Origin of the sequence: Streptomyces sp. G5(2025), assembly GCF_049542075.1 — a bacterium.
Taxonomy (GTDB): Bacteria; Actinomycetota; Actinomycetes; order Streptomycetales; family Streptomycetaceae; genus Streptomyces.
In genome coordinates this window covers 633,098-656,563 of sequence record NZ_JBMUZT010000006.1, presented here as the reverse complement: position 1 = coordinate 656,563, position 23,466 = coordinate 633,098, and the positions used below count along the sequence as shown (strand labels likewise).

Annotated in this window: 15 protein-coding genes and 2 pseudogenes; 12 read left to right on the top strand and 5 right to left on the bottom strand. The window is 73.0% G+C overall.

What is annotated here, in order from left to right; genetic code table 11:
- The 4 genes and pseudogenes from ACOBQB_RS13715 to ACOBQB_RS13700 all read left to right on the top strand — a co-directional run.
- A pseudogene (locus tag ACOBQB_RS13715) lies at positions 1–5,097 on the top strand (beta-ketoacyl synthase N-terminal-like domain-containing protein); the annotation flags it as partial.
- 170 nt (positions 5,098–5,267) lie between these two features.
- Positions 5,268–7,394, top strand: a pseudogene (locus tag ACOBQB_RS13710) (type I polyketide synthase); the annotation flags it as partial.
- Between the two features lie 502 nt (positions 7,395–7,896).
- On the top strand, positions 7,897–8,517 hold the full coding sequence (locus tag ACOBQB_RS13705) for a thioesterase domain-containing protein (RefSeq protein ID WP_423591795.1): 621 nt from the start codon (positions 7,897–7,899) through the stop codon (positions 8,515–8,517).
- A gap of 154 nt (positions 8,518–8,671) precedes the next feature.
- A complete protein-coding gene (locus tag ACOBQB_RS13700) occupies positions 8,672–9,337 on the top strand; it encodes a maleylpyruvate isomerase N-terminal domain-containing protein (RefSeq protein WP_423591793.1) in 666 nt (221 codons plus the stop codon).
- On the opposite strand, the gene ACOBQB_RS13695 is transcribed toward ACOBQB_RS13700, so the two are convergent.
- Entirely contained in the window at positions 9,330–10,625 is a 1,296-nt protein-coding gene (locus ACOBQB_RS13695) for a cytochrome P450 family protein (protein ID WP_423591791.1), read from the bottom strand. The genes ACOBQB_RS13700 and ACOBQB_RS13695 overlap by 8 nt on opposite strands.
- Before the next feature lie 303 nt (positions 10,626–10,928).
- Between ACOBQB_RS13695 and ACOBQB_RS13690 the strand changes: the two genes are divergently transcribed.
- Entirely contained in the window at positions 10,929–11,504 is a 576-nt protein-coding gene (locus ACOBQB_RS13690) for a hypothetical protein (protein WP_423591789.1), read from the top strand.
- A gap of 416 nt (positions 11,505–11,920) precedes the next feature.
- Here the strand turns inward: ACOBQB_RS13690 and ACOBQB_RS13685 are convergent, their stop codons facing one another.
- Positions 11,921–12,955, bottom strand: a complete 1,035-nt coding sequence (locus ACOBQB_RS13685; RefSeq protein WP_423591787.1) for a hypothetical protein — start codon at positions 12,953–12,955, stop codon at positions 11,921–11,923.
- 410 nt (positions 12,956–13,365) lie between these two features.
- On the opposite strand from ACOBQB_RS13685, the gene ACOBQB_RS13680 reads away from it, so the two are divergent.
- A complete protein-coding gene (locus tag ACOBQB_RS13680; RefSeq protein ID WP_423591785.1) occupies positions 13,366–13,752 on the top strand; it encodes an STAS domain-containing protein in 387 nt (128 codons plus the stop codon).
- Between the two features lie 65 nt (positions 13,753–13,817).
- Here ACOBQB_RS13680 and ACOBQB_RS13675 read toward each other — a convergent pair whose 3' ends face one another.
- Entirely contained in the window at positions 13,818–14,816 is a 999-nt protein-coding gene (locus tag ACOBQB_RS13675; protein WP_423591783.1) for an SDR family oxidoreductase, read from the bottom strand.
- A gap of 134 nt (positions 14,817–14,950) precedes the next feature.
- Here ACOBQB_RS13675 and ACOBQB_RS13670 point away from each other — a divergent pair, with 134 nt between their 5' ends.
- The 3 genes from ACOBQB_RS13670 to ACOBQB_RS13660 all read left to right on the top strand — a co-directional run bounded on the left by ACOBQB_RS13670 (position 14,951) and on the right by ACOBQB_RS13660 (position 17,137).
- Positions 14,951–15,364 carry a hypothetical protein gene (locus ACOBQB_RS13670; RefSeq protein WP_423591782.1) on the top strand — a complete coding sequence of 138 codons (414 nt, stop codon included), beginning with the start codon at positions 14,951–14,953 and terminating at the stop codon, positions 15,362–15,364.
- A 190-nt stretch (positions 15,365–15,554) separates the two neighbouring features.
- A complete protein-coding gene (locus ACOBQB_RS13665) occupies positions 15,555–16,421 on the top strand; it encodes a helix-turn-helix domain-containing protein (protein ID WP_423591780.1) in 867 nt (288 codons plus the stop codon).
- A gap of 86 nt (positions 16,422–16,507) precedes the next feature.
- Positions 16,508–17,137, top strand: a complete 630-nt coding sequence (locus tag ACOBQB_RS13660) for a hypothetical protein (protein WP_423591778.1) — start codon at positions 16,508–16,510, stop codon at positions 17,135–17,137.
- A 297-nt stretch (positions 17,138–17,434) separates the two neighbouring features.
- Here the strand turns inward: ACOBQB_RS13660 and ACOBQB_RS13655 are convergent, their stop codons facing one another.
- The gene (locus ACOBQB_RS13655) at positions 17,435–18,868 is read right to left on the bottom strand and encodes a PLP-dependent aminotransferase family protein (protein WP_423591776.1); all 1,434 of its coding nucleotides are present in this window, start codon (positions 18,866–18,868) and stop codon (positions 17,435–17,437) included.
- Between the two features lie 74 nt (positions 18,869–18,942).
- Here ACOBQB_RS13655 and ACOBQB_RS13650 point away from each other — a divergent pair, with 74 nt between their 5' ends.
- Entirely contained in the window at positions 18,943–19,368 is a 426-nt protein-coding gene (locus tag ACOBQB_RS13650) for a carboxymuconolactone decarboxylase family protein (protein ID WP_423598454.1), read from the top strand.
- Positions 19,369–19,412: 44 nt separating this feature from the next.
- On the opposite strand, the gene ACOBQB_RS13645 is transcribed toward ACOBQB_RS13650, so the two are convergent.
- The gene (locus tag ACOBQB_RS13645) at positions 19,413–20,213 is read right to left on the bottom strand and encodes an inositol monophosphatase family protein (protein ID WP_423591774.1); all 801 of its coding nucleotides are present in this window, start codon (positions 20,211–20,213) and stop codon (positions 19,413–19,415) included.
- Between the two features lie 143 nt (positions 20,214–20,356).
- Between ACOBQB_RS13645 and ACOBQB_RS13640 the strand changes: the two genes are divergently transcribed.
- The gene (locus tag ACOBQB_RS13640) at positions 20,357–20,830 is read left to right on the top strand and encodes a carboxymuconolactone decarboxylase family protein (RefSeq protein ID WP_423591772.1); all 474 of its coding nucleotides are present in this window, start codon (positions 20,357–20,359) and stop codon (positions 20,828–20,830) included.
- A gap of 197 nt (positions 20,831–21,027) precedes the next feature.
- On the top strand, positions 21,028–23,439 hold the full coding sequence (locus tag ACOBQB_RS13635) for an ATP-binding cassette domain-containing protein (RefSeq protein WP_423591770.1): 2,412 nt from the start codon (positions 21,028–21,030) through the stop codon (positions 23,437–23,439).
- Positions 23,440–23,466: the final 27 nt, after the last annotated feature.

The following is a 23,466-nucleotide window of genomic DNA, read 5'->3' as shown; positions in this document are numbered from 1 at the left end:
ATGAGCCCGATGAGCCCGATGCGCCCTATGAGCCCCATGAGTCCAGCGAGTCCAGGTGAGGACGCCATCAGGCCGATCGCGGAGATCCTTCGGGACCATGTCTCGCGCCGAGGGGAGAAGGTCGCCTTCCAGGACCGCCGAGTGCTCAGGACCTACCGGGACCTGGAGCGGCGGACCGGACGACTGGCCGGTCACCTGGTCGGGCTCGGCCTGTCGCGGGGCGAGCGGGCCGCCGTCCTGCTCGGCAACCGCGTCGAGGCGGTCGAGAGCCTGCTGGCCGTGACCCGGGCGAGCGGGGTGGGCGTACCGCTGGACGCAGGCGTCCCGGAAGCGGAACTGGACCGCCTGTTGGCCGACTGCGGCGCGCGCGTGCTCGTCACCGATGAGGTGCGGGCGGCCCGTCAGCCGGGGCTGCTCTCCCGCCCCGGGCTGACTGTGGTGGTGGCCGAGGGCGGCGGTGAGGAGAGCGGTGACGGGCGGTTCACCGCCGGCGATCCGGGCGTGCCGACGGGCACCTCCGGTGCGCCGGGCGGCTTCCTGCGGTACGAGGAGCTGGCGGGCACGGAGGCGGTGACGTCCGCCCGGGACGATCTGGGCCTGGACGAGGTGGCGTGGATGCTGTACACCTCCGGGTCCTCCGGCACTCCGAAGGGCGTGCTGTCCACGCAGCGCAACCGCCTGACGCCGGTCGGGACGGGCCTCGTCGGTGTGCTCGGCCTGTCGGAGCGGGACCGGCTGCTGTGGCCGCTGCCGCTGCACCACGCCATGAGCCAGGTCGTGTGCGTCCTCGGGGTGACCGCGACCGGGGCGAGTGCCCTGCTGCTGCCCCGGTTCTCGGCGCGGGAGGTCCTGGGCGAACTGCGCCGCACGGACGCTCCGTTCACCCTCCTCGGCGGCGTACCGACCACATACTCGGCCCTGCTCGATGAGGTGCGGGGCGCGGAGGGCGGCGCGCGGGACGTGGACGGCGAGCGCGGTGCCCGCGGTCTCGGCGCGCCCGCGCTGCGCGGCTGCATCAGCGCGGGCGCCTCCGCGGGGCCCGAGTTCCGCAGGTCCTTCGAGGCGATCTGCCGCGTCCCCTACCTGGAGCACTACGGAAGCACCGAGGCCGGCCCGGTCACCATGACGGCCCCCGGCGAGGCGCCGGCGGGCAAGTCCTGCGGCCGTGCGCTGCCGGGCACCCGGATCCGGGTCGGTGGCGGCGCGGACGGACGGGACGCCGGTGAGGGGGAGTTGTGGGTCCACGGGCCCGGTGTCATGGCCGGCTACCACGGCGCGCCGGAGGCCACCGCCGAGGTGCTGCGCGACGGTTGGTTCCGTACCGGCGACCTGGCGAGGATCGAACCGTCCGGCGAGCTCGTGCTCACCGGCCGGGCGAGTGACCTGATCATCCGGGGCGGTACGAACATCCACCCCACGGAGGTGGAGGCGGTACTACTGCGGCTGCCCGGCGTGGCGGACGCCGCCGTGGCCGGGCGCCCGCACCCCCTCTTCGGCGAGGTGCCGGTCGGATACGTGGTCCCGGAGGCCGACGGCGGCGCTCTGGACCGAGGCGCTCTGCTGGCCGGATGCCGGGCGGAACTGTCCGCCCACAAGGTGCCCGCCGAGCTGTACGCGGTGGACCACATCCCCCGTACCGCCTCCGGGAAGGTCCAGCGGTACGCCCTGGCCGACCTGAACGCGCGGGCGCTGGGCGGCGGCGGACCGGACACCGGCGACCCCGCGGATGGCCTGCTGGCCTTGGTGCGCGGCGAGACGGCGGCTCTGGTCGGCTGTCCGGTGGACGCGGTGGAGCCCGAGACCGCCCTGCGCGACCTGGGCATGGACTCGCTGACGGCGACAGCGCTCAGGGAACGCTTGTCGGCGGCCACCGGACTCCCCCTCTCCGAAGCCGTCGCCTTCGACTTCCCCACGGCCGCGGCGCTGGCCGCCCACCTCCGCTCGCGCGGCGCCGCCGACCGGCCCGCCACCGGCACCGCGCACGCGGGCGCGCACGCGGGCAAGGACCGGCCGGACGACGACCCCGTGGTCATCGTGGGAATGGCCTGCCGCTACCCCGGAGGCGTGACCTCCCCCGAGGAGCTGTGGGAGCTGGTGGCCGAGGGAAGGGACGCCATCGGCCCGTTCCCCTCCGACCGCGGCTGGGACACGCGGGCGCTGTTCGACCCGGACCCCGGGCGGCCGGGCCACACGTACGTGCGAGAGGGCGGTTTCCTCTCCGGCGTCGACCGCTTCGATCCCGGCTTCTTCGGCATATCGCCCCGCGAGGCCGTGGCCATGGACCCGCAGCACCGGCTGCTCCTCGAAGTGGCCTGGGAGGCCTTCGAACACGCCGGGCTCGTACCCCGCGCCCTGCGCGGCTCGTCGACCGGGGTGTACATCGGACTGATGTACAGCGACTACGCGAGCCGGCTCGCCGAGACGCCCGAGCAGGTCGAGGGCTACCTCAGCCTGGGCAACGCGGGCAGCGTCGCCTCGGGCCGCATCGCCTACACCTTCGGTCTGGAGGGGCCGGCCCTCACGGTGGACACGGCCTGTTCGTCGTCCCTGGTGGCCCTGCACCTGGCAGCCCGGGCGCTGGACCGCGGGGAGTGCTCGTACGCGCTGGCAGGCGGCGCCACGGTGATGTCGGGACCGTCGTCGTTCGTGGAGTTCAGCCGGCAGCGGGCCCTGGCCCCGGACGGCCGCTGCAAGGCGTTCGGGGCCGCCGCGGACGGCACCGGGTGGGCCGAGGGCGCCGGCATGCTGCTGCTGACCCGGTTGTCCGAGGCGCGCCGCGCCGGGCTTCCGGTGCTGGCCGTGGTGCGCGGTTCGGCGGTCAACCAGGACGGAGCGAGCAACGGCCTGACGGCACCGCACGGGCAGGCGCAGCAACGAGTGATCCGGCAGGCCCTCGCCCAGGCGCGGCTCACGCCCGAGGACATCGACGCGGTGGAGGCGCACGGCACCGGCACCCGGCTCGGTGACGTCATCGAGGCGGAGGCGTTCCTGGCGGCGTTCGGGCGCGCGGCGCGGGAGCGTCCGCTCTGGCTGGGCTCGGTGAAGTCGAACATCGGCCACACCCAGGCCGCCGCCGGAGTGGCGGGAGTGATCAAGACGGTGCAGGCCATGGCACACGGTCTGCTGCCGCGCACGCTGCACGCCGACGTACCGACCGACCGGGTCGACTGGGCGTCGGGGCGCGTGTCGCTCCTGTCCCGGCCGGTGCCGTGGCCGAGGACGGACCGCCCGCGCCGGGCCGGAGTGTCCTCGTTCGGCATCAGCGGCACCAACGCCCACGTGGTGATCGAGGAGGCACCGGCGGACGCGGACACCGCGCCGTCGGTCCCTGCGACGGACAGCCGGGAAGCCGGGAGCAGTCACGTGGACGGCGGCGGCCCGGTGGGGGCGGCGTCCTTCGCCGTCCCGGTATCGGCGAGGAGCGCGTCCGGGCTGCGGGCCCAGGCGCGACGGCTGCACGCGCGGGTGACCGCCGACCCGGACGCGACCCCACGCGACATCGGGTACGCGCTCGCCACCACCCGGACCGCCTTCGAGCACCGCGCCGTGGTGGTGGCCCGTGACCGAGCGCACCTGCTCACCTCCCTCCGGGGAGTGGCCGAGGGAACTCTTCAGGGAGTGGCCGGGGGAACTCTCCAGGGAGTGGCCGAGGGGGCGAACCCACCCGGGGTGCGGACGGGCACGTCCCGCCGCCGAGGCCCGCTCGCCTTCCTCTTCACCGGGCAGGGCAGCCAACGCCTCGGCATGGGGCGCGAGTTGTACGCGTCACGGAAGCTGTACCCAGGCTTCGCCCGGTCGTTCGACGAGACGTGCTCCCTGCTCGATCCCTGGCTGCCGGTGCCCTTGCGGGACGTCGTGTTCGCCGCTCCCGGCACGGAGACGGGCGCGCTGCTGGCGACGGCCCAGTTCGCGCAGCCCGCGCTCTTCGCCCTGGAGACGGCCCTGTTCCGGCGGCTGGCGGAGTGGGGTGTGCGCCCGGACCTGGTGGCCGGGCACTCGCTCGGCGAGGTGACCGCGGCACACGTCGCCGGGGTGCTCTCCCTCAAGGACGCCTGCGCGCTGGTGGCGGCCCGGGGCCGGCTCATGGACGCGCTGCCCCCGGGCGGTGCGATGGCCTCCCTGGACGCGAGTGCGCGGGACGTGGCGAGCCACCTCGCCGAGGCCGGGCGGGCCGTGGAGATCGCCGCCGTCAACGGGCCCTCCTCGGTGGTCGTCTCCGGGGACGAGGCGGCCGTGGCACGGACCGTCGCGCAGTTCCGCGAGCAGGGCCGGTCCGCGACACCTCTGCGGGTGAGCCACGCCTTCCACTCCGTGCGGATGGAACCCATGCTGGCCGACTTCGCGGAGGCGGTACGCGGTCTGACCTTCGCCGCGCCGCAACTACCGCTGGTCACCGCCGTGTCAGGGCGAGCGGCCACCGAGGAGGAGCTGCGCGCCCCGGAGTTCTGGGTGGACCACGTCCGCCGCCCGGTCCTCTTCGCCGATACGGTGACCCACCTGCGGGACCGGGGCGCGGCGCACTTCGTGGAGGTGGGCCCGGACGGGGTGCTGTCCGGCCTGGTACGGGATTGCCTCGCCGGGCAGTGGCTTGAACCCGAGCCCGAGCAGGCTCCCGCGCCGCTGGTCGTGCCGACCCTGCGCACGGCCCGGCCGGAAGCGGACGCGCTGACCGACACCGTGGCGGCCCTGCACAGCCACGGGGTGCCCGTCGACTGGGAAGCCGTCTTCGCCGGTCACCACCCTCGGCGCGTCCCCCTGCCCACGTACGCCTTCGAGCGCCGCGGGTACTGGCTCGACGCCGCCTCCCCGCGACGCCGGTCGGCGCCCGCGCCCGCATTCGCGCTCGCATCCGGCAAGCCGGCCCATCCGTTCCTGACCCACCGCACCGCGACGGCCGACGGCGGGCTGCTGCTGGGCGGGCCGCTCTCCGTCCCCGCCCATCCGTGGCTGGCCGACCATACGGTGGCGGGGGCGGTGCTGCTGCCGGGCACGGCCTTCGTGGAGATGGCCCTGCAAGCCGGTACGTCGATCGGCGCGCCCTGCCTCGCCGAACTCGCCCTGACTACGCCGCTGGTGCTGCCCCCCGACGGAACGGTCGACCTCCAGGTGACGGTGTCGGGCCCGGACGACGCGGGACGCCGAACCGTCCTCTTCCACGGCCGCCTGCGGCTGCGTCGGCGGATGATCACCGCCCCTGGCGCCTGCACGCCTCCGGGACTCTCGTACCGGAGCGGCAGCCGAAGGACCGGACCGCGGTCGGTACGGACGTGTGGCCGCCGTCGGGCGCCGTCCCGCTGTACGACGGTGATGCGGCCGACGACCCGTACGAGGCATTGGCCGGAACCGGGTTGGACTACGGTCCCTCTTTCCGGGGCCTGTGTGGCGCCTGGCGGCACGGGGAGGAGCTGTACGCCGAAGTGGCGCTGCCCGAAGCCGCGCAGGCCCCGCTCCCCCCGGACGACGGCCCGGGTTTCCTCCTGCACCCCGCGCTGCTGGACGCGGCCCTGCACGTCCTCGCGCTCGACGGCCGCCTGCCGGATCGTGCCGGGGCAGGTGAGACCGGCGGCAACGGCGTGTGCCTGCCGTTCGCCTTCGAAGGAGTGACGTTGCACGCCCCCGCCGACGGGCAGCGACTGCGGGTGCGGATCTCTCCCGGGCCGAGCGGGCCGCACGGGCCGAACGGCCGGGCGCAGGTGCAACTCACCGACGGAGCGGGGGCCTTGGTGGCGTCGGTGCGTTCGCTGACCCTGCGACCGCTCCCGGAAACCGGGCCGAAGACGGCGGCCCCAGGCGTCGGGCTTCTGCACCGGCTGGACTGGGTGCCCTGGTCCCGGCCGCCCGTATCCGCGGCGGCGCCCTCCTGGGGTGTACTGGGGCCGCTCGGCACACGGCTGGCCGACGTCCTCGCTCCTCAGGGCTCCGGCGTTCCGGTCCACCCCGATCCGGCATCGGTGGCCGGCGGTCCGCCCGCCGTGGTCGTCGCCCCCTGTCCGTCGCCGCCAGAGTCGGCACTTGGCGCACAGGACCCGGCGGCGCAGACGCTGGAGACGGCGAGCCGCGCCCTGCGGCTCATTCAGGACTGGCTCTCCGAGCCACGGCTGACCGAGTCCTGCCTCGTTCTCGTCACGTCCGGCGCCGTCTCCCCGGCTGGTCCTGACGCCGCCGATGCGCAAGATACGCAGAACTTCGCGCCGGCCCACGCCGCCGTGTGGGGTCTGGTCCGCTCGGCCCTGCGCGAGCATCCGGGCCGTCTGGCGCTGCTCGACGTGGACGACCACCCCGACTCCTGGCGGCTCGTCCCCACCCTGCTGGCCGCACCGGCGCCGGAGGCGGCGGTGCGGAACGGAACAGCCTTCGTACCCGAGTTGGTCCAGCTGGACGAGCGCGAGGCATCGCCGCGGCGGCGACTCGATGCCGAGGGCACCGTACTGATCACCGGCGGCACCGGTTCGCTCGGCATGCTCGTCGCCCGGCACCTGGTCACCGACCATGGCGTACGGCATTTGCTCCTCGCGGGCCGGCGCGGACCGCGGGCACCCGGAGCGGACGCACTGGTCGCCGAACTCACCGCGAGGGGAGCGGAAGTGACGGTACGGGCGTGCGACCTCACGGACCGGGCGCAGCTCGCCGCCCTGCTCGACTCCGTACCGGCGGACCATCCGCTGACCGGTGTCGTCCACAGCGCGGCGGTGCTGGAGGACGGCATCGTTTCCACGCTCACTTCAGAGGGCCTGGAGCGCGTACTGAGGCCCAAGGCCGGCACGGCCCTCGCTCTGCACGAACTGACCCAAGGACACGACCTGGCGATGTTCGCGCTGTTCTCCTCCGTGGCGGGCGTCCTCGGCTCCGCGGGCCAGGCCAACTACGCGGCGGCCAACCACGTCCTGGACGCCCTCGCGCGGCACCGGAGAGGACTCGGCCTGTCGGGCACCTCCATCGCCTGGGGGCCGTGGCGGCAGAGCGACGGCATGACGGCGCACCTCACCGAAGTGGACCTGCGCAGGATGGCCCGCTCCGGCTTCGTCCCGCTGACCCCCGAGGAGGGCCTGACCCTCTTCGACACCGCCGTGGCGGGTGACACCCCCGAAGTGGTCGCGGCCCGCATCACCCCGGCGGCCTTCAGCGACGTGCGACCGGCTGCGGGCGGCCACCGGACCTCCGTGTCCGGCGCCGTGGAAGCGGGCGGTGGCAACGTGACCCGGTTCGCCGAGCGATGGGCGGCCGCTTCCCCGAGCGAGCGGACAGAACTGCTGCTCACAGAGGTGCGTACGCAGGCAGCCGCCGTCCTCGGCCACCCGGAGGGGGCGAGCGCGATCGACGCGAACGACCGGTTGACGGACCTGGGACTCGACTCCCTGGCCGCGGTGGAGCTGCGCAACCAGCTCTCGGCATCGACGGGCATGGCCCTCCCGGCCACGCTGCTGTTCGACTTCCAAACGGCACGGGCGGTGGCCGTCGAGCTGGCCGAGCGGTACGCACGGGACGGCGTATCCGGCAGCCCACCCGGCATCCCTGGGCGGCGGCACCCCACCGGCAGCCCGGCGGCCAGCGGGGCTGCCGGCGAAACGGGGGTGGCGGGTGCGTCAGGAGTGGCGGGCGCACCGGGTGCGGCGGGTCCGGCGGCTTTGGCGAGTACGTCAGGGACGGCGGGTTCGGCGGGCAGACCCGTACGGGCAGAAGGTGTACCGGACGCCGGGGACGCGTCGGACTCGCTGAGCGCACTCTTCCGCAGCGCCTGTCTCCAGGACCGCGCCTGGGACGGCATGGCGCTGCTCACCGTCGCGGCACGCCTGCGACCGGTCTTCGACGTCGCCGGGGCCGCCCGTGCGGCACTCGAACCCGTCACCCTCACGTCGGGGGGCGCGGGTGCCCCGCTGATCTGCTTCCCGTCGCTCAGTGCGCTCTCCGGCCCTCATCGAGTACGGGCAACTCGGCGCCGCACTACGGGGTTCGCGACCGGTCGCGGCGGTGCGGCACCCGGGCTTCGAGCCCGGCGAGGCGCTGCCGGGCGCGCTGGACGCCCTGGTCACCGCCCACGTCGCCGCGGTGCGCGCCGTCGCGGGGCAGGAACGGCCGGTGCTGCTCGGCCGGTCGGCCGGTGGCTGGGTGGCCCACGCCGTGGCCGAGCGGCTGGCGGCCGACGGCTCCGCACCGGCCGCCCTCGTACTGGTGGACACCTACCCGCACGACGCGGACGGCGCCGGGCAGTCGCTCTCGGCGATGACGTCGGACATGCTGCGACGCGTCGCGAGGTCCTCCTCGGCCGTCCCTCATCGGCTCACCGCCATGGCCGGTTACTTCGAACTCTTCGCCGACCGGAAACCCGCGCGGCTCGCCGCCCCGACCCTGTACCTACGCGCGCGGGACCCGCTGCCCGGCGCCGAACCCACCCCGCCCCGGAGCCTGACGCACACGGAAGACATCGAAGTCACCGTGCCCGGCGACCACTTCACCGTCCTGGAGGAACACGCCCGAACGACGGCACGCGCCGTCCACGACTGGCTGGCCGACCTGTGAGGCCACCACGCCGTTCCGCCGGTCACATCGCCGGGTCTCAGGACGGCTCTCTGTAGCAGTCGGCGGCCGGGGCGGCTCAATGCCGACGTGCCGACGTGCCGACGTGCCGACCGAGGCCGTGCCTCGCGGCAACTCCCCTGCGTAGCCTGCCTGGATGACATCTACCAACGCTGTAGACGCTCTGGTCGGCGGGGTGCATGTGCGCGAGAGCGTCGCGCACTGTGTCACGACCCTCTCCGGTGTTCCCTCGGCCGACTGGTCCGCCCGTGCCGGCAGCCTGGAGTGGACTCGTTGGGAGACCCTGGAACACCTCGCGGACGACTTGCTCACGTATGCGCTGCGCTTCGGGCTCGCGCGGCCGATGGAGGTTCCGCGGGTGCCCCTGCGTATCTCCAGCGACCGCCCCGGCGGCCCGGGCAACGTCATTTTCGGTGACCGGTCGACGGGGCCCGAGGGGCTGCTGACCGTCGTCCAGGCGTGCGGCGGGCTGCTCGCCACCGCCGTGGACAACGCTCCTCCCACAACGCTGGCCCCGCACGTCCACGGCGCCTCCGATCCGGAGGGATTCGCGGCCATGGGTGTGGTCGAGACCCTCGTTCACACGTATGACATCGTCCAAGGACTCCCGTACGACGGTGCGCCGCCGGAGGAGTTGAGCCGACGGGCCCTCGCGCGGCTGTTCCCCGACGTGGCCGTCACGGACACCGCCTCGTCCACGCTGCTCTGGGCGAGCGGACGTATCGAGACGCCCGACCGGCCCCGCCGGACGAACTGGCGCTGGTACGGGGAGCCGCCCAAGCCCCGTCCCGGGGTCACGTGACCGCGGGCCGCGTCAGGCGAACGGGGAGGGTCTGGTGGCCGTTGCTGATCAGGGAGGCGAGCGGCTTCAACTCATCCACGGGCACCGCGAGTTCGATCCCTGGGAACCGGTCGAAGAGCATCCGGAGGGCGGTGACGACCTCAAGGCGGGCGAGAGGAGCCCCGAGGCAGAAGTGGATGCCGTGGCCGAAGGAAAGGTGATCCTTCGGCACACGGGTGAGGTCGAAGGCGTCCGCGGTCTCGCCGTGCCAGTCGGGGTGCCGGTTGGCGGCGGCGTAGGAGGCGAGGATCGCTTCGCCCTTGGTGATGACCTGTCCCCCGGGCAGGCTGATGTCGCTGAGGGCGAAGCGGAGGGGGAGGTGTTTGACGGCCGGCTCGTGGCGCAGGGTCTCCTCGACGGCGTCGCTCCAGTTGGCGCGACCGGACCGGATGTGGTCGAGCTGATCGGGGTGGGTGAGCAGCTGGGTGACGGCCTGGTCGATGACGTTGACGGTCGTCTCGTACCCGGCGCTGATCATGAGCAGCAACGTGTCGCGGAGCTCGGCGTCGGACAGACGGCTCCCGTCGCCCTCCTCGTCGCGCGCGGTGATGAGCAGGGACGTCATGTCCTCGCCGGGCTCCGCGCGTTTGGCGGCGATGAGCTGGTCGAGTGCCTCGTAGAGCCGACCGGTGTTCGCCGTGGACTGCTCGGCGGTCAGCGTGGTGTCGAAGACGCCGTCGACGAGAGCGCGGAAGGCGTTCCGGTGGCCGGTGGGGACGCCCATGAGGTGGCCGATGACGGAGATCGGCAGCGGATAGGCGAGGTGCTCGCGCAGGTCGACGGGTTCATCTGACGCCCCCGATGCCCTCGACGCACCCGACCCATCCGACCCACCCGATTGCTTCGACAGGTGCGCATCGAGGTCGTCGAGGAGGCCGGCGACGATCGTCTCGACGACCTGTTCCAGGGCGGCGATGCGGCGGGCGCTGAAGGCGGGCGCGACGAGGCGGCGCAGCCGGCGGTGGTCTGCTCCATAGGCGGTGAACATGTTCTCGACCGCGACCCACAGGGCGAGCGGCCAGCTCTGCACGACCTCGCCGAACTCCGGCCAGTGGGCACGGGCGTCCTTCGAGACGCTCTCGCTGGTCAGCAACCTCTTGAGGAGCGCGGGATCGGTGACCGACCAGGCGGCCACCCCGAGGACGTCCACGCGGACGGCGGGCCCCAGAGCACGCAGGCGTCGGTGTTCGTCATGCCGGTCGGCACCGGTGGGGTCAAGGACGACGGGAGCGGTGGGCGGGAGCGTCACGGCGAAAGGTCCCTTCGGTCGGCTCGTACGGCTCGTACGGCTCGTACGGTTCGTACGCACGGCGTCGCGGTGGGCGGTAACGGACCGGCGGTGGCCATGTGTGCGCTCCTCGTCTGACGCTGCTGCACGGTGAACTCTCCCGTGGTTGAGCCGCTTCGCGCGACGGCGTGATCCAGCCAATCTGTTGGGGCGGGTGAGGGCCCACGTCATTCGATCGTGGGGATTGAAAGGTCATTCCACTGCGGGTCCGGCTGCCGGGCGGGACCGTCTGAACCGCACGCAATGGCTGATCTTGGAGGCGCTATGTCCATGCTCCGTCGCCGACTGTCCTTCCTGTCCACCGTCGCCCTGGCGGCGGGGGCCCTGAGCTCCGCTTCCTCCGCGTCGGCGGCCGTCGAGCCTCCGGTCGTGGTCAACGCCGGGTACGCGAGCCAGTCGGGCCAGGTCTCGCGGGCCTCCTGCCCCGAGGGCACACAGCTCGTGGGCGGTGGCTACCGAGTGTTCCCGGTGAAGAACGGCCTCGGCGAGGTGGTCGACTTCATCGCGACCAACGCACCTTCGACCACGGTCCCGAACACCTGGGAGGTCCGCGAACTGTTCGGCCGTGCCGGGGCCTTCGCCATATGCTCGACGTCCTCGGCGGAGGCGCCGGTCGTGGTGGCTTCCGCGTGGGTCGGGAAGGACGCGACGGCCAAGGCCACGTGCCCGGAAGGGACGCAGCTGACGGGTGGCGGCTACGACTCCCGGCCGGCCGTCAACGGCATGAACAACAACATGGACGAGATCATCATCAACGCCCCTGCCGGTGAGACCCCCAACACATGGATGGCACGCATGGACAAGGGCGAGGCACGTGCGATCGCCATGTGCGCCAAGTAGCTGTCCTGCCCGGCGTGTGACTGCCAGGCCGCCGGGACGCGCGCGGCAAGGTCGCGCCGGGTAGCCCCCAGGGCGACCAAGAGGGCTGAGCAGAGCTCTGCCGCGAACAGGGCCCATCCGGTGAGGGCTTGCCGTATGGCTTCCTCGTCGAGTGTCAGTCCGGCGGCGGCCGACCAGGCGAGCGCACCGGCCACGGCGGGTTCGACGGGGAAGTGCTCCACGGGGACCTCGTAGTCCGCCGCCTTGTCGCGGTTGAGCGGGCCCTCCCTACCAGGGGATGCCTCTGGCAATCCGGAATCCGGGCGCCTGGCCGGGGCCCGCAAGACGCCGCGGCGCGGCAGTCGGTGTTGCCGGTGACGGGCCGACGGTCGACGTCGCCGGTGACGGGCCCCGGCAGCCGGCCCGCCTCGGGCGGGTCACTCCGCCTGCCGCGTGGCCAGCCGGTCGCAGTGGGTCCGTAGCCAGTACGAGCGGACAGCGACCACGAGCGCGCCCCCGTAGACGGCGAACGCGGCCATGCCGATCCAGGCGACCAGCAGCGCATCGGCAGAGGAGTGGAAGTCGCCGCGCCGCATCGTCACCACACCTGCCGTGGAAAGGGCCGAGTAGCCGACCCCGAGCACCCCGTACGGAGCGAGCGTGGCCGCCCCTGTCAGCGCCGGGGCCAGGAGCAGCCAGTGAGGGACGCGCCGGCCGCGCAGCCGCGGTGTCCAGCGCGGGAAGACCTGGCCCCACGGGCGGACCAGGCCCCACAACAGACAGATGCCGAGTGCGGCCAGCAGCACGGTGCCGTCAAGGCCCCAGGACTCCAGAGTGAGCCACATGCCCGACGCGCCGTTGCGCTCGGAGATAGCGAGCATCTCCTCGCCGGAAAGCCCGGCGAAGGTGCCGCCGGACGCCCAGACGAGCTTCATCGCCACGTAAGGAAGAAAGCCCACCGTCCCGGCCCAGGCCGCGAGTTGGACCGGCCGGGAGGCGGCGGAAGGGGCTTTGGCGGCGGCTGCGGTGAACGGCCGGCGGGCGGACCGCGCGGTGGCCGCGAGCAGCACGGCCCCGGCCGCCGCCAGTACGTGGTTCGTCGCGGCCGCCCCACTGTCGACCCCCTGGCCGAAGACCAGTGTGACGACGTCCATCAGCAGGCCGAACGCGGCGATCCCGGCCGGTGCGCAGGCCGCCCAGAGCAGCACCCGCAACGACGGCCGCAGCCCGTAGCGCGCCACCGCACCACTGGCCAGGCCCGCCACTGTCCCGACCGCCACGGCCCCCCAACCCAGTGACGAGGGCCCCGCGCTACCGCCCAGGTGGAGAAGCGGCGTCCCGCTCAGTGCGCACGCCAGGCCGAAGCCGGCGTACGCCACCGCCCACAGCGTGGTGGCTCGGCTCACCCAGCACGGCCACCGCTGCCACCACGTGCGCCAAGGAGTCGCCGTCACACCTGTCTCATCGGTCATGCGCTGAACGTCGCATCCATCGCAGCGGCGCCACATCAACCGCTGGAACCACCTGCCTCCGCCTGCCGGGGGACCACCCGTGAATCCGCGCTGCGAAAGAATTGGAGTAGACCAATGGTTCGAAAGATGTCGATGACGAGAATCTCCGCGGGAAGCTGTGCTCCGGCCGGTCCGGCGGGTCTGGCGTGACACCTCCCATATGGCCTCCAGCCTGCGACGATGTCGTTCCGTCGTCATCCACCGCCAGGCGGGCGCGCAGGCCACCTCTGGCGGTGGCGAATCCGTCATGGTATAGACATATGAAACAAGCACATGCCTCTCGGTCCGACCCGCTGGTCGACTCGGCCGACAGGCGGTGTACCACCGGAAGGTCTGTCCTGGTGCCTGCCCTTGATCACCCTCACGCTGTCGTGAGAGCGCGACGCGCCCTCAGTGCGTCCCGGCTGCTGCACCCGGGCGCGGTGCTGCGGCTGCGGCGTGCGGGTATCGCGCGCGTGCTCGTCACCGACCGACTGACCCGCGTGGCCCTGCGCGGCGAGATCACCGGCCGCGAAGCCGACGAGCTCGCCGCACAGCTGCGCGGGCTGGTGCGGAACGGCTGCCGCCACCTCGTCGTGGACCTGTCCGAGGTCACGTATCTCGCGCGGGAGAGCGCGGGCGTCTTCTTCGGCACGCTGAGGGCCCTCAAGGACGTGGAGGGCTCCATGGTGCTCCAAGGAGCCTGCCCGCGATCCGCCGCCACCCTGCGCTGTCTGGGCCTGGGCCGGCTCACCGAGGTGTGCGGGTCCGCGCCGTAGCGTTCGGCGCGGTCACACGTATCCCGCACGGCGTCGCCCTGGGTGTGCCCCTGCGGCGGCGGCGATTACCCCCCGAAGCCGCACCCACACCCGCGGACGGCTCGACGGCCCGCCACCAGAACCGCCCCCACGGCCAGCGTCGCCACGCCCAGCCGCCGCACCGCCGTGCGCCTGCGCCCGTGCCAGCCGCCGGCCACCGCCGCCGCCTCGGGCAGCGGCCGCAGTACGTTGCCGGGGGTGGGTTCGGCGGAGTGCTCGCGGGAGAAGTGGGAGCGGTCCATCCGGTGCGCCAGCACCCGCTCCACGAGACCGGGCGCCAGTTTCGACTGGATGCCGAGCACCCGGCCCGCCGGCCCCACGTAGGTCTCCCGGCGTGGCCGACGCGTCAGCCGGACCACCTTCCGTGCCGCCCGCTCGGCCGTGTACACCGGCGCCATGGGCAGCACCTCGCGCCCCGAATAGTTGGCCGCGTGCCGGAAGAACGGCGTGTCCATCGTCGCGGGCAGCACCGTGCACACGTGGATGCCGTGCTGCCCCGCCAACCGCAGTTCCTGGCGGAGGCCACCGCTCAGCGCGCGTACCGCCGCCTTCGAGATGACGTACGGGATGTTGTACGGCACGACGGCCACCCCGACCACGGAGGACACGTTGATCAGCGTGCCGCCGCCCTGTTCGCGCATCACGCGGAGCGCGGCGCGCGCGCCGTGCGCGTACCCCATGACGTCGACGTCGAGCACCCGCCGGAAGACCTCCGGCGGGATCTCGTCGAGCGAGCCGAAGGCGGCCACCGACGCGTTGTTCACCCACACGTCGATCCGCCCGAACGCCGTCACCGCCCGGCGGGCGAGATGCTCGACCGCTTCGGCGTCCGTCACGTCCGTGGGTACGACCAGCGCCCGCGCGCCTCGGTGCTTCCGGCACGCGGCGGCGGCCTCCTCCAGCTCCGTGGCCCGCCGCGCGGCGAGCACCACCGACCAGCCCCGGGACGCGAACCGGAGCGCGCAGGCCCGCCCTGCGCCGCTCGACGCCCCGGTGATCACCACGACCTTGCCCTGTTCCGCCACGAGCCCGGCTCCTTCCGTGCCGCTGCCGCTGCAACCACGTCGGCAGTCGATCGTGGTTCGGCCCGCGTCGCATCCGGGAGCGGCAACCGGACCAGGCCGCCCGGCGCCGGGGCCGGAGTGCGTACGCTCGCCGCGTGCCCCGTCATCCGAAGAAGCCCCGCCGCCTGGTCGTGGACGGGCGTGTGTATCTGTGGACGCTCCGTCACAGCCACCGCGTGCTGGACGGTGGCCGCTCCGCGGACTGCCGCCAGACCCTCACGCTCCACCCGCAGCCGCCCGGCAGCGGCGGCCCGCTGCGCATCGTCTTCGACGAGGGCCCGGGGCGGTACGTCCCCGGCGGGTTCCCCCTGGGCTCCGGGGACGTCGGATACGTCCACGGCGGCTCTCTGAACCTGCACGAACCGGGCGCCGTACGGGCCCTGCTCGACGCGGCGTCGGCCCACGGATGGCAGCCGGGGGAGCGACGAGCGGTGGAGGTCGACGGCTGGCCCCTGCTGGCGGCGGCGGTCGCCGCGCGAGCCGGGGAAGACGGTCCCGGGGGCGCGTAAAGTGGGATCTTCGGACCGGACCGGACCAGACCGCCCCGGACTGTCGCGTCGGTCCCGGGCGGCGTCGCGCCCGCCGCCCCGATAGGCGGCTCCCCCGGTCCCGCTCGTCCACGTGGCGCTCGCCGTCGACCGGTTTCACCGCCTACCGCAGGCACGCTGACCGGCACCGTCTGAGGGCGGGGGAGAGGGTGTGGCAGCGGATTTCATGAGGGGTGGCCCGGTGGCCGGGGAAGAGCGCGGAGCCGAGGAGCTCGCGGGACGGGACGAGCAGCTCACCGCCATCGACGCGGCCCTGGCCGGCATCGCCGCCGTCGGGACGTCCGTCCTCCTGCGGGGCGACCCCGGTATGGGCAAGACCGCGCTCCTGAAAGTCGCCGAGACCAGGGCGCGCGACGCCGGCCTGCGCGTCCTGCGGATGACTGGCGCCGAGGCGGAGTACGAACTGCACCTGATCCGGATGTCGCGGCGCGCCCTCACCCTGACCGACGACCAGGTCCGCGACCTGAGCGGCCGGGCGCCGTTCGCCGACGGCCCGGTGGCCTCCCTGCTCGGCACGTTGCTGCGGCAGCTGGTCGACACCTTGCCCGGGGGAGCGCCGCGGACCGCGCTCCGGCTGGCGGGCGCCACCGCCGAACGGGTCGACCTGCTGGCCGTCGAGGAGGCCGACCCCGGACCACGGGGCCGCGACGCACTGATGCGCCGGACGCGCGCGTACGTCGACGCACACCGCTGGGACCGGAACCTCACACCCGCGGCCGTCGCGGAGGCCCGGCACATCTCGATCCGCTACCTCCACAAGCTCTTCGAGGGCCACGGCAGCACGGTCGGCCGGTGGATCCAGCACCGCCGCCTGGAGGAGGCCCGGGGGGAGCTGGCCCGACCGGGCCGCGGGGACATCACGGTGTCGGCGGTCGCCAGACGCTGGGGCTTCGCCAGCGCCACGTATTTCAGCCGCGGTTTCCGCGCGGCGTACGGCATGTCGCCCAGCGACTGGCGCGACGGCCGGACCAAGGGGACGGCGGAGGCGGGGAAAGCCGACGCTCGACCGGCCACATGATCCGCCGGGCAGGACGGCAGAACGCAGGACGGCAGGACGCAGGACGGTCGGTCGGCCGGTCCGGTGTGTGTCGCTAAGGTGTGCCGATGCAGCCCTCCCCACCACCGCGGATACCGGCGAACGAACTCCGGCCCGGCCGTCACTGGTATGCCACAGCGGCCGTGATCGCCGTCGTGCTGACCGCGCTGGGCGCGGTCATCGGTGTGTCCCGGTTCCACGACGTGGTCGACGCGGTGGACACCGGCCATCAGTTCGCCGACGGCGACACCGTCACTCTCCGGCTCGATCCGGAAGACGAGAAGGCGCTCTGGATCAAGGAGCGAGGTCCGTCCCCCGACCAGTCGTGCGACATCACCGGCCCGGGAGCCCCCCGTCTCACTGATCCGGGAATCGACGTGTTCCTCACCCGCGACGCGGCCTGGAACCCGCTCCACACCATCCACGTTCCGCGGGCAGGCGAGTACAAGATCACCTGCACCTCCCAAGGGCCGTCCCGGTACGCCATCGGAGACCCCGGAGGCCTTGTCGCGTTCGGGGGCTGGCTGATACTGGCCGGCCTGTTCCCTGTCGTCGGAATCCTCATCTGCGCCGCCATCGTCCTGGTCACCGCCGTCCGCCGCAGCGGCCATCGCAAGCGGCTGCTCGCCGAACGCCACGGCCCGCAACGCATCCCGATGGCCGCGGCGTCAGCGCGGGCCCGGAACGGCGTCGGCTGACCGGGCGGCATCGGCGCCCAGGGCTGTGCCGCCCGCCGCAGCCTCCCTCGCCTCTGCCCCCGCCATGAGGACCAAGCGGCACCGCTGCTGAGGCGGCTGGCCGTGGACGGCCTTGAAGGTGCGGCTCACCGAGGAATCGGTCAGCGCGTGGTGGAACGCCTCCGGACGCTCACGCGGCCGCACCGCAGGTCGAGCAGCAGTACAGAACCCCCCACATCACCGGCCCGGCATTCTGCCTCATCCGCGGCGGCGGCCACCCGCCCCCTACCCGGCGTGAAACCGTGAAGCCGCGAGGCCTCACTCCGGGTCCGGCAGGGCCAGGCACAAGGCCGCCAGCGCGCCGTCGACGGCATGGTCGGGCGGAGTGCCGTACCCGATGACGAGACCCTCGCGGGGCGGCATGGCGCTGTCGGGATGGCGGTAGGCAGCGAGGCCTTCGAGAGCGAGGCCCTGCCGGGAGGCCGCGCGCACCGCTGCCTGTTCGGTGCCCGGCGGCAGGTCGAGGACGGCGTGCAGCCCGGCGGCGATCCCGCCGATCCCGATGTGCGGCGCCCGCGCCCCGAGCGTGGCGACGAGCCGGTCGCGCCGTCGCCGGTAGGTCAGCCGCATGCGGCGCAGATGCCGGTCGTAGGCACCGCAGGCGATGAAGTCGGCGAGGGTGAGCTGTTCCAGGCCCCCCGTCCACAGTTCGCGGGCGCCCTTGACGGCGAGGATGTCGTCAACCAGGTGGTAGGGCAAGGCCATCCAGCCGATGCGCAGCGCCGGTGACAGGCTCTTGCTGGTCGACCCGATGTAGACGACGCGGTCCGGGTCGAGGCCCTGCACGGCGCCGACCGGCTGCCGGTCGTAACGGAACTCGCCGTCGTAGTCGTCCTCGATCACCAGCCCGCCGCCCGCCCGCGCCCAGTCGATCACCGCGGCCCTGCGGGACGGGTGGAGCGGCCCCCCGGTGGGGAACTGGTGGGCGGGCGTGAGCAGTACCGCTTCCGCGCCCGTCGCCGGGAGTTCGTCGATCACGGCTCCCCGCGCGTCCACGGACAGCGGGACGGTGCGCCGCCCGGCCGCGGTCAGGAGCGAGCGATGGAAGCCCAGACCGTACGACTCGACGGCCACCGCACCGTCAAGTACCTGGCCGAGCATGCTCAGCGCGTGGGCGAAGCCGGCGCAGACGACGATCCGGTGGGGTGCGGTACGTACGCCACGGGCCCGGGCCAGGTATTCCGTGAGCGCGGTGCGCAGTTCGACGCGGCCTCGCGGATCGCCCACGCCGAACGCGTCGTTGGGCGCCGCGTTCAGCGCACGCCGCGCCGAGGTCTGCCAGGCCGAGCGGGGGAACGCGGCGGCATCCGGTGAGGTCGGCATCAGGTCGTACGCGGGGCGGCGGACCGGCGGCGCCGAGCGGCGCGAGCGGTCCGGCGGCAGCGGTGTGCTGCGCCGCGCGACGCGGGTGCCCGACCCCTGCCGGGCCACGAGCCAGCCCTCCGCGACGAGTTCGCCGTACGCCTCGCCGACGGTGTTGAGGGCGATGCCGAGGTCCCGGGCCAGACTGCGGTACGGAGGCAGGCGGGTGCCGGGGGCCAGGCGCCCGGAGCCGATGGCCTCACGCAAGGCACGCATCAACTGCTCGCGCAGGGTGCCCTTCCCGCTCAGCTCCAGGTGGAAATCGGAACCGGATCCGGTGCCCGGCTCCGGCGCGCGCCCGTCGGCGGTATTGCCCCATCGATCTGACATGAGAATGCACCATACCGGGGGGCTAATCCGCTCCTAGGGTTCTTGGCATGCCAGCAGTCGAGATTCCCCAGCGCATGAACTTCGCCACCGTCGCCCCCAAGGTCTTCAAGGCCGTCCTCGCCCTGGACGCCGCCGCCCGTCAGGGCCTCGACCCGGTGCTGCTCGAACTCGTCCAGATCCGCGCGTCCCAGATCAACCGGTGCGCGTACTGCCTCGACTACCACACGGGCGACGCCCGCAAGGCGGGCGAGAGCGAGGCCCGCATCTACCAGCTCGACGGCTGGCAGGAGTCCAGTCTCTACACGGCGCAGGAGCGGGCCGCGCTCGCCCTGACCGAGGCGGTCACCCGGCTGCCCGACGGAGTCCCGGACGCCGTGTACGACGAGGCCGCCCGGCACTTCGAGGAGCAGGAGCTGGCCCAGCTCATCGCGCTCATCTTCACGGTCAACACCTGGAACCGGATGAACGTCACCACCCGCAAGACCCCCGGAACCCCGTAGTCCCGCTCAGGGCACCTCGGCCGGGCGCCGGCCGAGGTCGCGTATCACTGACATCGGCCGCGTATCACCGACGTCAACTGCGCGTGCGTCCCGGCGTCCGCGGCGGCCACGAGACCCCGGCTTCCCGGGCCGATCGGAGCGCCGTCGATGCCGGTGACCACGCATCCGGCGGCCCGGCACACGGCGATCCCCGCGGCGAAGTGGACGCTCCCGTACAGATGCGTGCCGTCGGTGGCGTACGCGGCGCGCCTGCCGGCCACGACCCGGGCCAGCGCCGGCGTCGTCGACACGATCCGGGGGCGGAAGTCCGCGACGAACCGCGGGTGGGCGAGAAGCTCCACCGAGCGGAAACCGGGCGCGCTCGGAAAGGGCGGGTCCGGATTGACGTCCACCAGCCGCGTGGCGGACGACGGCGACAGCGGCGCCTCGCCGCCCTCACGGCGCGTCCAGGCGCTCACGCCGTCGGTGCAGAAGACCTCGCCGCCGAACGGGTCCACGACCGCGGCCGCACCGCCGCCCAGCGCGACGTTGACCGCCACCAGCGTGCTGCCGACGGCGTAGTTGAGCGTGCCGCACAGGGGATCCACCAGCCACTGGCGCTCCGCGCCGCTCGCGCCCTGCCGCCCGCTCTCCTCGCCGAACAGCGCGTCGTCCGGCCGCGCGGCACCGACGACGCCGAGGATCGCCTTCTCCGCCGCCACGTCGGCGGCGGTGGCGAAGTCCCCGGCGCCCTTGTCGATCCGGCTGAGGCGTCGTCCGTACAGGTCGCGTACGACGTCCCCGCCCGCGAGGGCCGCGGCTATGGCCACCTCGGTGTCGTCGAGGCGCGCGTATGAGTTGATCACGGGTCGCAGGCTGGCGGGGCCCCGCTTACGGTGCCGCCGGTCCACCGCGGGGTGAGACGCGGGTCACATCCGGCCGTGTCACATTCCCTGTCGTCCGTTCCGTCAGAGGGGTGTAGCCATCGACAACGGCAGAGGAGCCCACCATGGACGCACGACTGAACTTCTTCGCCAGCCCGCTCGCGGGCAAGGCCCTGAAGCACTTCACCTCGGCGGGGAAGGCGCTCGCGGACTCGGCGCTGCCCGCCGCGACGCAGGAGCTGGTGAAGATCCGCACCAGCCAGATCAACGGCTGCGGCTTCTGCCTCGACATGCACACCAAGGAGGCGGCCGCCGCGGGGGAGACCGCGCTGCGCCTCAACATGATCGCGGCCTGGCGGGAGGCCACGGTCTTCACCGACGCCGAGCGCGCCGCCCTGGAACTGACCGAGCAGGGCACCCGCGTCGCCGACGCGGCCGGTGGCGTCACGGACGAGGCCTGGGCGGACGCCGCCAAGCACTACGACGAGGAGCAGCTCGTCGCCCTCGTGTCCCTGATCGCCCTCATGAACGCCTTCAACCGCCTCAACGTCATGGTCCAGCAGCCCGCCGGTGACTACCAGGTCGGCCAGTTCGGTTAAGCGGGACGCACGCGCGACACACAGCGACACACACGCAAAGCCTCAGGCCCCGGGCGCCGTTGCCCGGGCCCTGGGGCTACGTCGCGTATGCGCCGGGGCTACGTCGCGTACGGGCCGGGGCTGCTTCGCGCATGGATCAGGAGTACGCATCAGGAATGGAGAAGCGTGGCCCACGCCCCGCCGCTAGCGTGAGCGCCATGGACCACCACCATGCGCCGACCCCGCAGCCGCCCGCGCCGCACGCCGCCGACAGCCACGACCTGATCCGGGTGCACGGCGCGCGGGAGAACAACCTCAAAGACATCAGCATCGAGATCCCCAAGCGCCGCCTCACGGTGTTCACCGGTGTCTCCGGCTCGGGCAAGAGCTCGCTCGTGTTCAACACGATCGCCGCGGAGTCGCAGCGGATGATCAACGAAACCTACAGCGCCTTCCTCCAGGGCTTCATGCCGACACCGGCGCGGCCCGACGTCGACGTGCTCGACGGGCTGACCACCGTGATCACCGTGGACCAGCAGCGCATGGGCGCCGACCCCCGCTCCACGGTCGGCACCGCCACCGACGCCAACGCCATGCTGCGCATCCTCTTCAGCCGCCTGGGCAAGCCGTACATCGGCTCGTCGGCGGCGTTCTCCTTCAACGTCGCCTCGGTTCAGGCCTCCGGCGCGTTCAAGGTCGACCGAGGGGCCGACAAGACCAGAACCGTCAAACGGACCTTCACCCGCACCGGCGGCATGTGTACGAGATGCGAGGGCCGGGGCTCGGTCTCCGACATCGACCTCACCCAGCTCTACGACGACACCAAGTCCCTCGCCGAGGGCGCCTTCACCATCCCCGGCTGGAAGTCCGACAGCTTCTGGACCGTGCGGGTCTACGCCGAGTCGGGCCTGCTCGACCCCGACAAGCCGATCCGGAAGTACACCAAGCGCGAGATGCAGGACTTCCTCTACCGGGAGCCGACCAAGGTGAAGGTGGAGGGCGCCAACCTCACCTACGAAGGCCTGATCCCCAAGATCCAGAAGTCCTTCCTGTCCAAGGACAAGGAGGCGATGCAGCCGCACATCCGGGCGTTCGTGGAGCGGGCGGTCACTTTCACGACGTGCCCCGAGTGCGACGGCACCCGGCTCAGCGAGGCGGCCCGCTCGTCGAAGATCAAGAAAATCTCCATCGCCGACGCCTGCGCGATGGAGATCAGGGACCTGGCCGAGTGGGTACGCGGCCTCGACGACCCCTCGGTGGCGCCGCTGCTCACCGCCCTGCGGCAGACGCTCGACTCGTTCGTGGAGATCGGCCTCGGCTACCTCGCCCTCGACCGGCCGGCGGGCACCCTGTCGGGAGGCGAGGCGCAGCGCGTCAAGATGATCCGCCATCTCGGCTCCTCGCTCACCGACGTCACATACGTCTTCGACGAGCCCACCGTCGGCCTGCACCCCCACGACATCCAGCGCATGAACAACCTGCTGCTGCGCCTGCGGGACAAGGGCAACACGGTCCTGGTCGTGGAGCACAAGCCGGAGACGATCGCGATCGCCGACCACGTCGTCGACCTCGGCCCCGGCGCCGGCACGGCGGGCGGCACCGTCTGCTTCGAGGGCACCGTCGAAGGGCTGCGGACCGGCGGCACCATCACCGGCCGCCACTTCGACGACCGGGCCGCCCTCAAGGAGACGGTGCGCGAGCCCACCGGCGCGCTGGAGATCCGCGGCGCGTCGGCGAACAACCTCCGTGACGTCGACGTGGACATCCCGCTCGGTGTGCTGACCGTCGTCACCGGCGTCGCGGGCTCCGGCAAGAGTTCGCTCGTGCACGGGTCGCTGGTCAAGGGCTCCGCGGTCGCCGACCAAGGCGTGGTGGCCATCGACCAGAGCGCCATCCGCGGTTCGAGGCGCAGCAACCCGGCGACATACACCGGACTGCTCGACCCCATCCGCAAGGCGTTCGCGAAGGCCAACGGCGTCAAGCCGGCGCTGTTCAGTGCCAATTCCGAGGGCGCCTGCCCCAACTGCAACGGCGCCGGGGTGATTTACACCGACCTGGCGATGATGGCGGGCATCGCGACCCCGTGCGAGGAGTGCGAGGGCAGGCGGTTCGAGGCGTCGGTCCTGGAGTACCGCCTCGGCGGGCGCGACATCAGCGAGGTGCTCGCGATGCCGGTGGCCGAGGCGCAGGAGTTCTTCGGCGCGGGCGAGGCGCGCACCCCGGCCGCGCACAGGATCCTGGAGCGGCTCGCCGACGTCGGCCTCGGCTACCTCACGCTCGGCCAGCCGCTCACCACCCTGTCCGGCGGCGAGCGGCAGCGGCTCAAGCTGGCGACCCACATGGGCGAGAAGGGGGGAGTGTACGTCCTCGACGAGCCGACCACCGGCCTGCATCTCGCCGACGTCGAGCAGCTCCTCGGCCTGCTGGACCGGCTCGTGGAGTCCGGCAAGTCGGTCGTCGTCGTCGAGCACCACCAGGCGGTCATGGCGCACGCCGACTGGATCATCGACCTCGGCCCCGGCGCCGGTCACGACGGCGGCCGGATCGTCTTCGAGGGCACCCCGGCCGACCTCGTGGCCGCCCGGCCGACCCTCACCGGCGAGCACCTCGCGGAGTACGTCGGCGCGTGAGCGGCCCCGAGGTCCCGCAGTCAGCCG

Coding starts and splice junctions, on each gene's coding strand:
- ACOBQB_RS13690 (WP_423591789.1), top strand. CDS start 10,929: ATGTCCATGCTCCGTCGCCGACTGTCCTTCCTGTCCACCGTCGCCCTG.
- ACOBQB_RS13640 (WP_423591772.1), top strand. CDS start 20,357: ATGGACGCACGACTGAACTTCTTCGCCAGCCCGCTCGCGGGCAAGGCC.
- ACOBQB_RS13700 (WP_423591793.1), top strand. CDS start 8,672: ATGACATCTACCAACGCTGTAGACGCTCTGGTCGGCGGGGTGCATGTG.
- ACOBQB_RS13685 (WP_423591787.1), bottom strand. CDS start 12,955: ATGACCGATGAGACAGGTGTGACGGCGACTCCTTGGCGCACGTGGTGG.
- ACOBQB_RS13655 (WP_423591776.1), bottom strand. CDS start 18,868: ATGTCAGATCGATGGGGCAATACCGCCGACGGGCGCGCGCCGGAGCCG.
- ACOBQB_RS13635 (WP_423591770.1), top strand. CDS start 21,028: ATGGACCACCACCATGCGCCGACCCCGCAGCCGCCCGCGCCGCACGCC.
- ACOBQB_RS13650 (WP_423598454.1), top strand. CDS start 18,943: ATGAACTTCGCCACCGTCGCCCCCAAGGTCTTCAAGGCCGTCCTCGCC.
- ACOBQB_RS13660 (WP_423591778.1), top strand. CDS start 16,508: ATGCAGCCCTCCCCACCACCGCGGATACCGGCGAACGAACTCCGGCCC.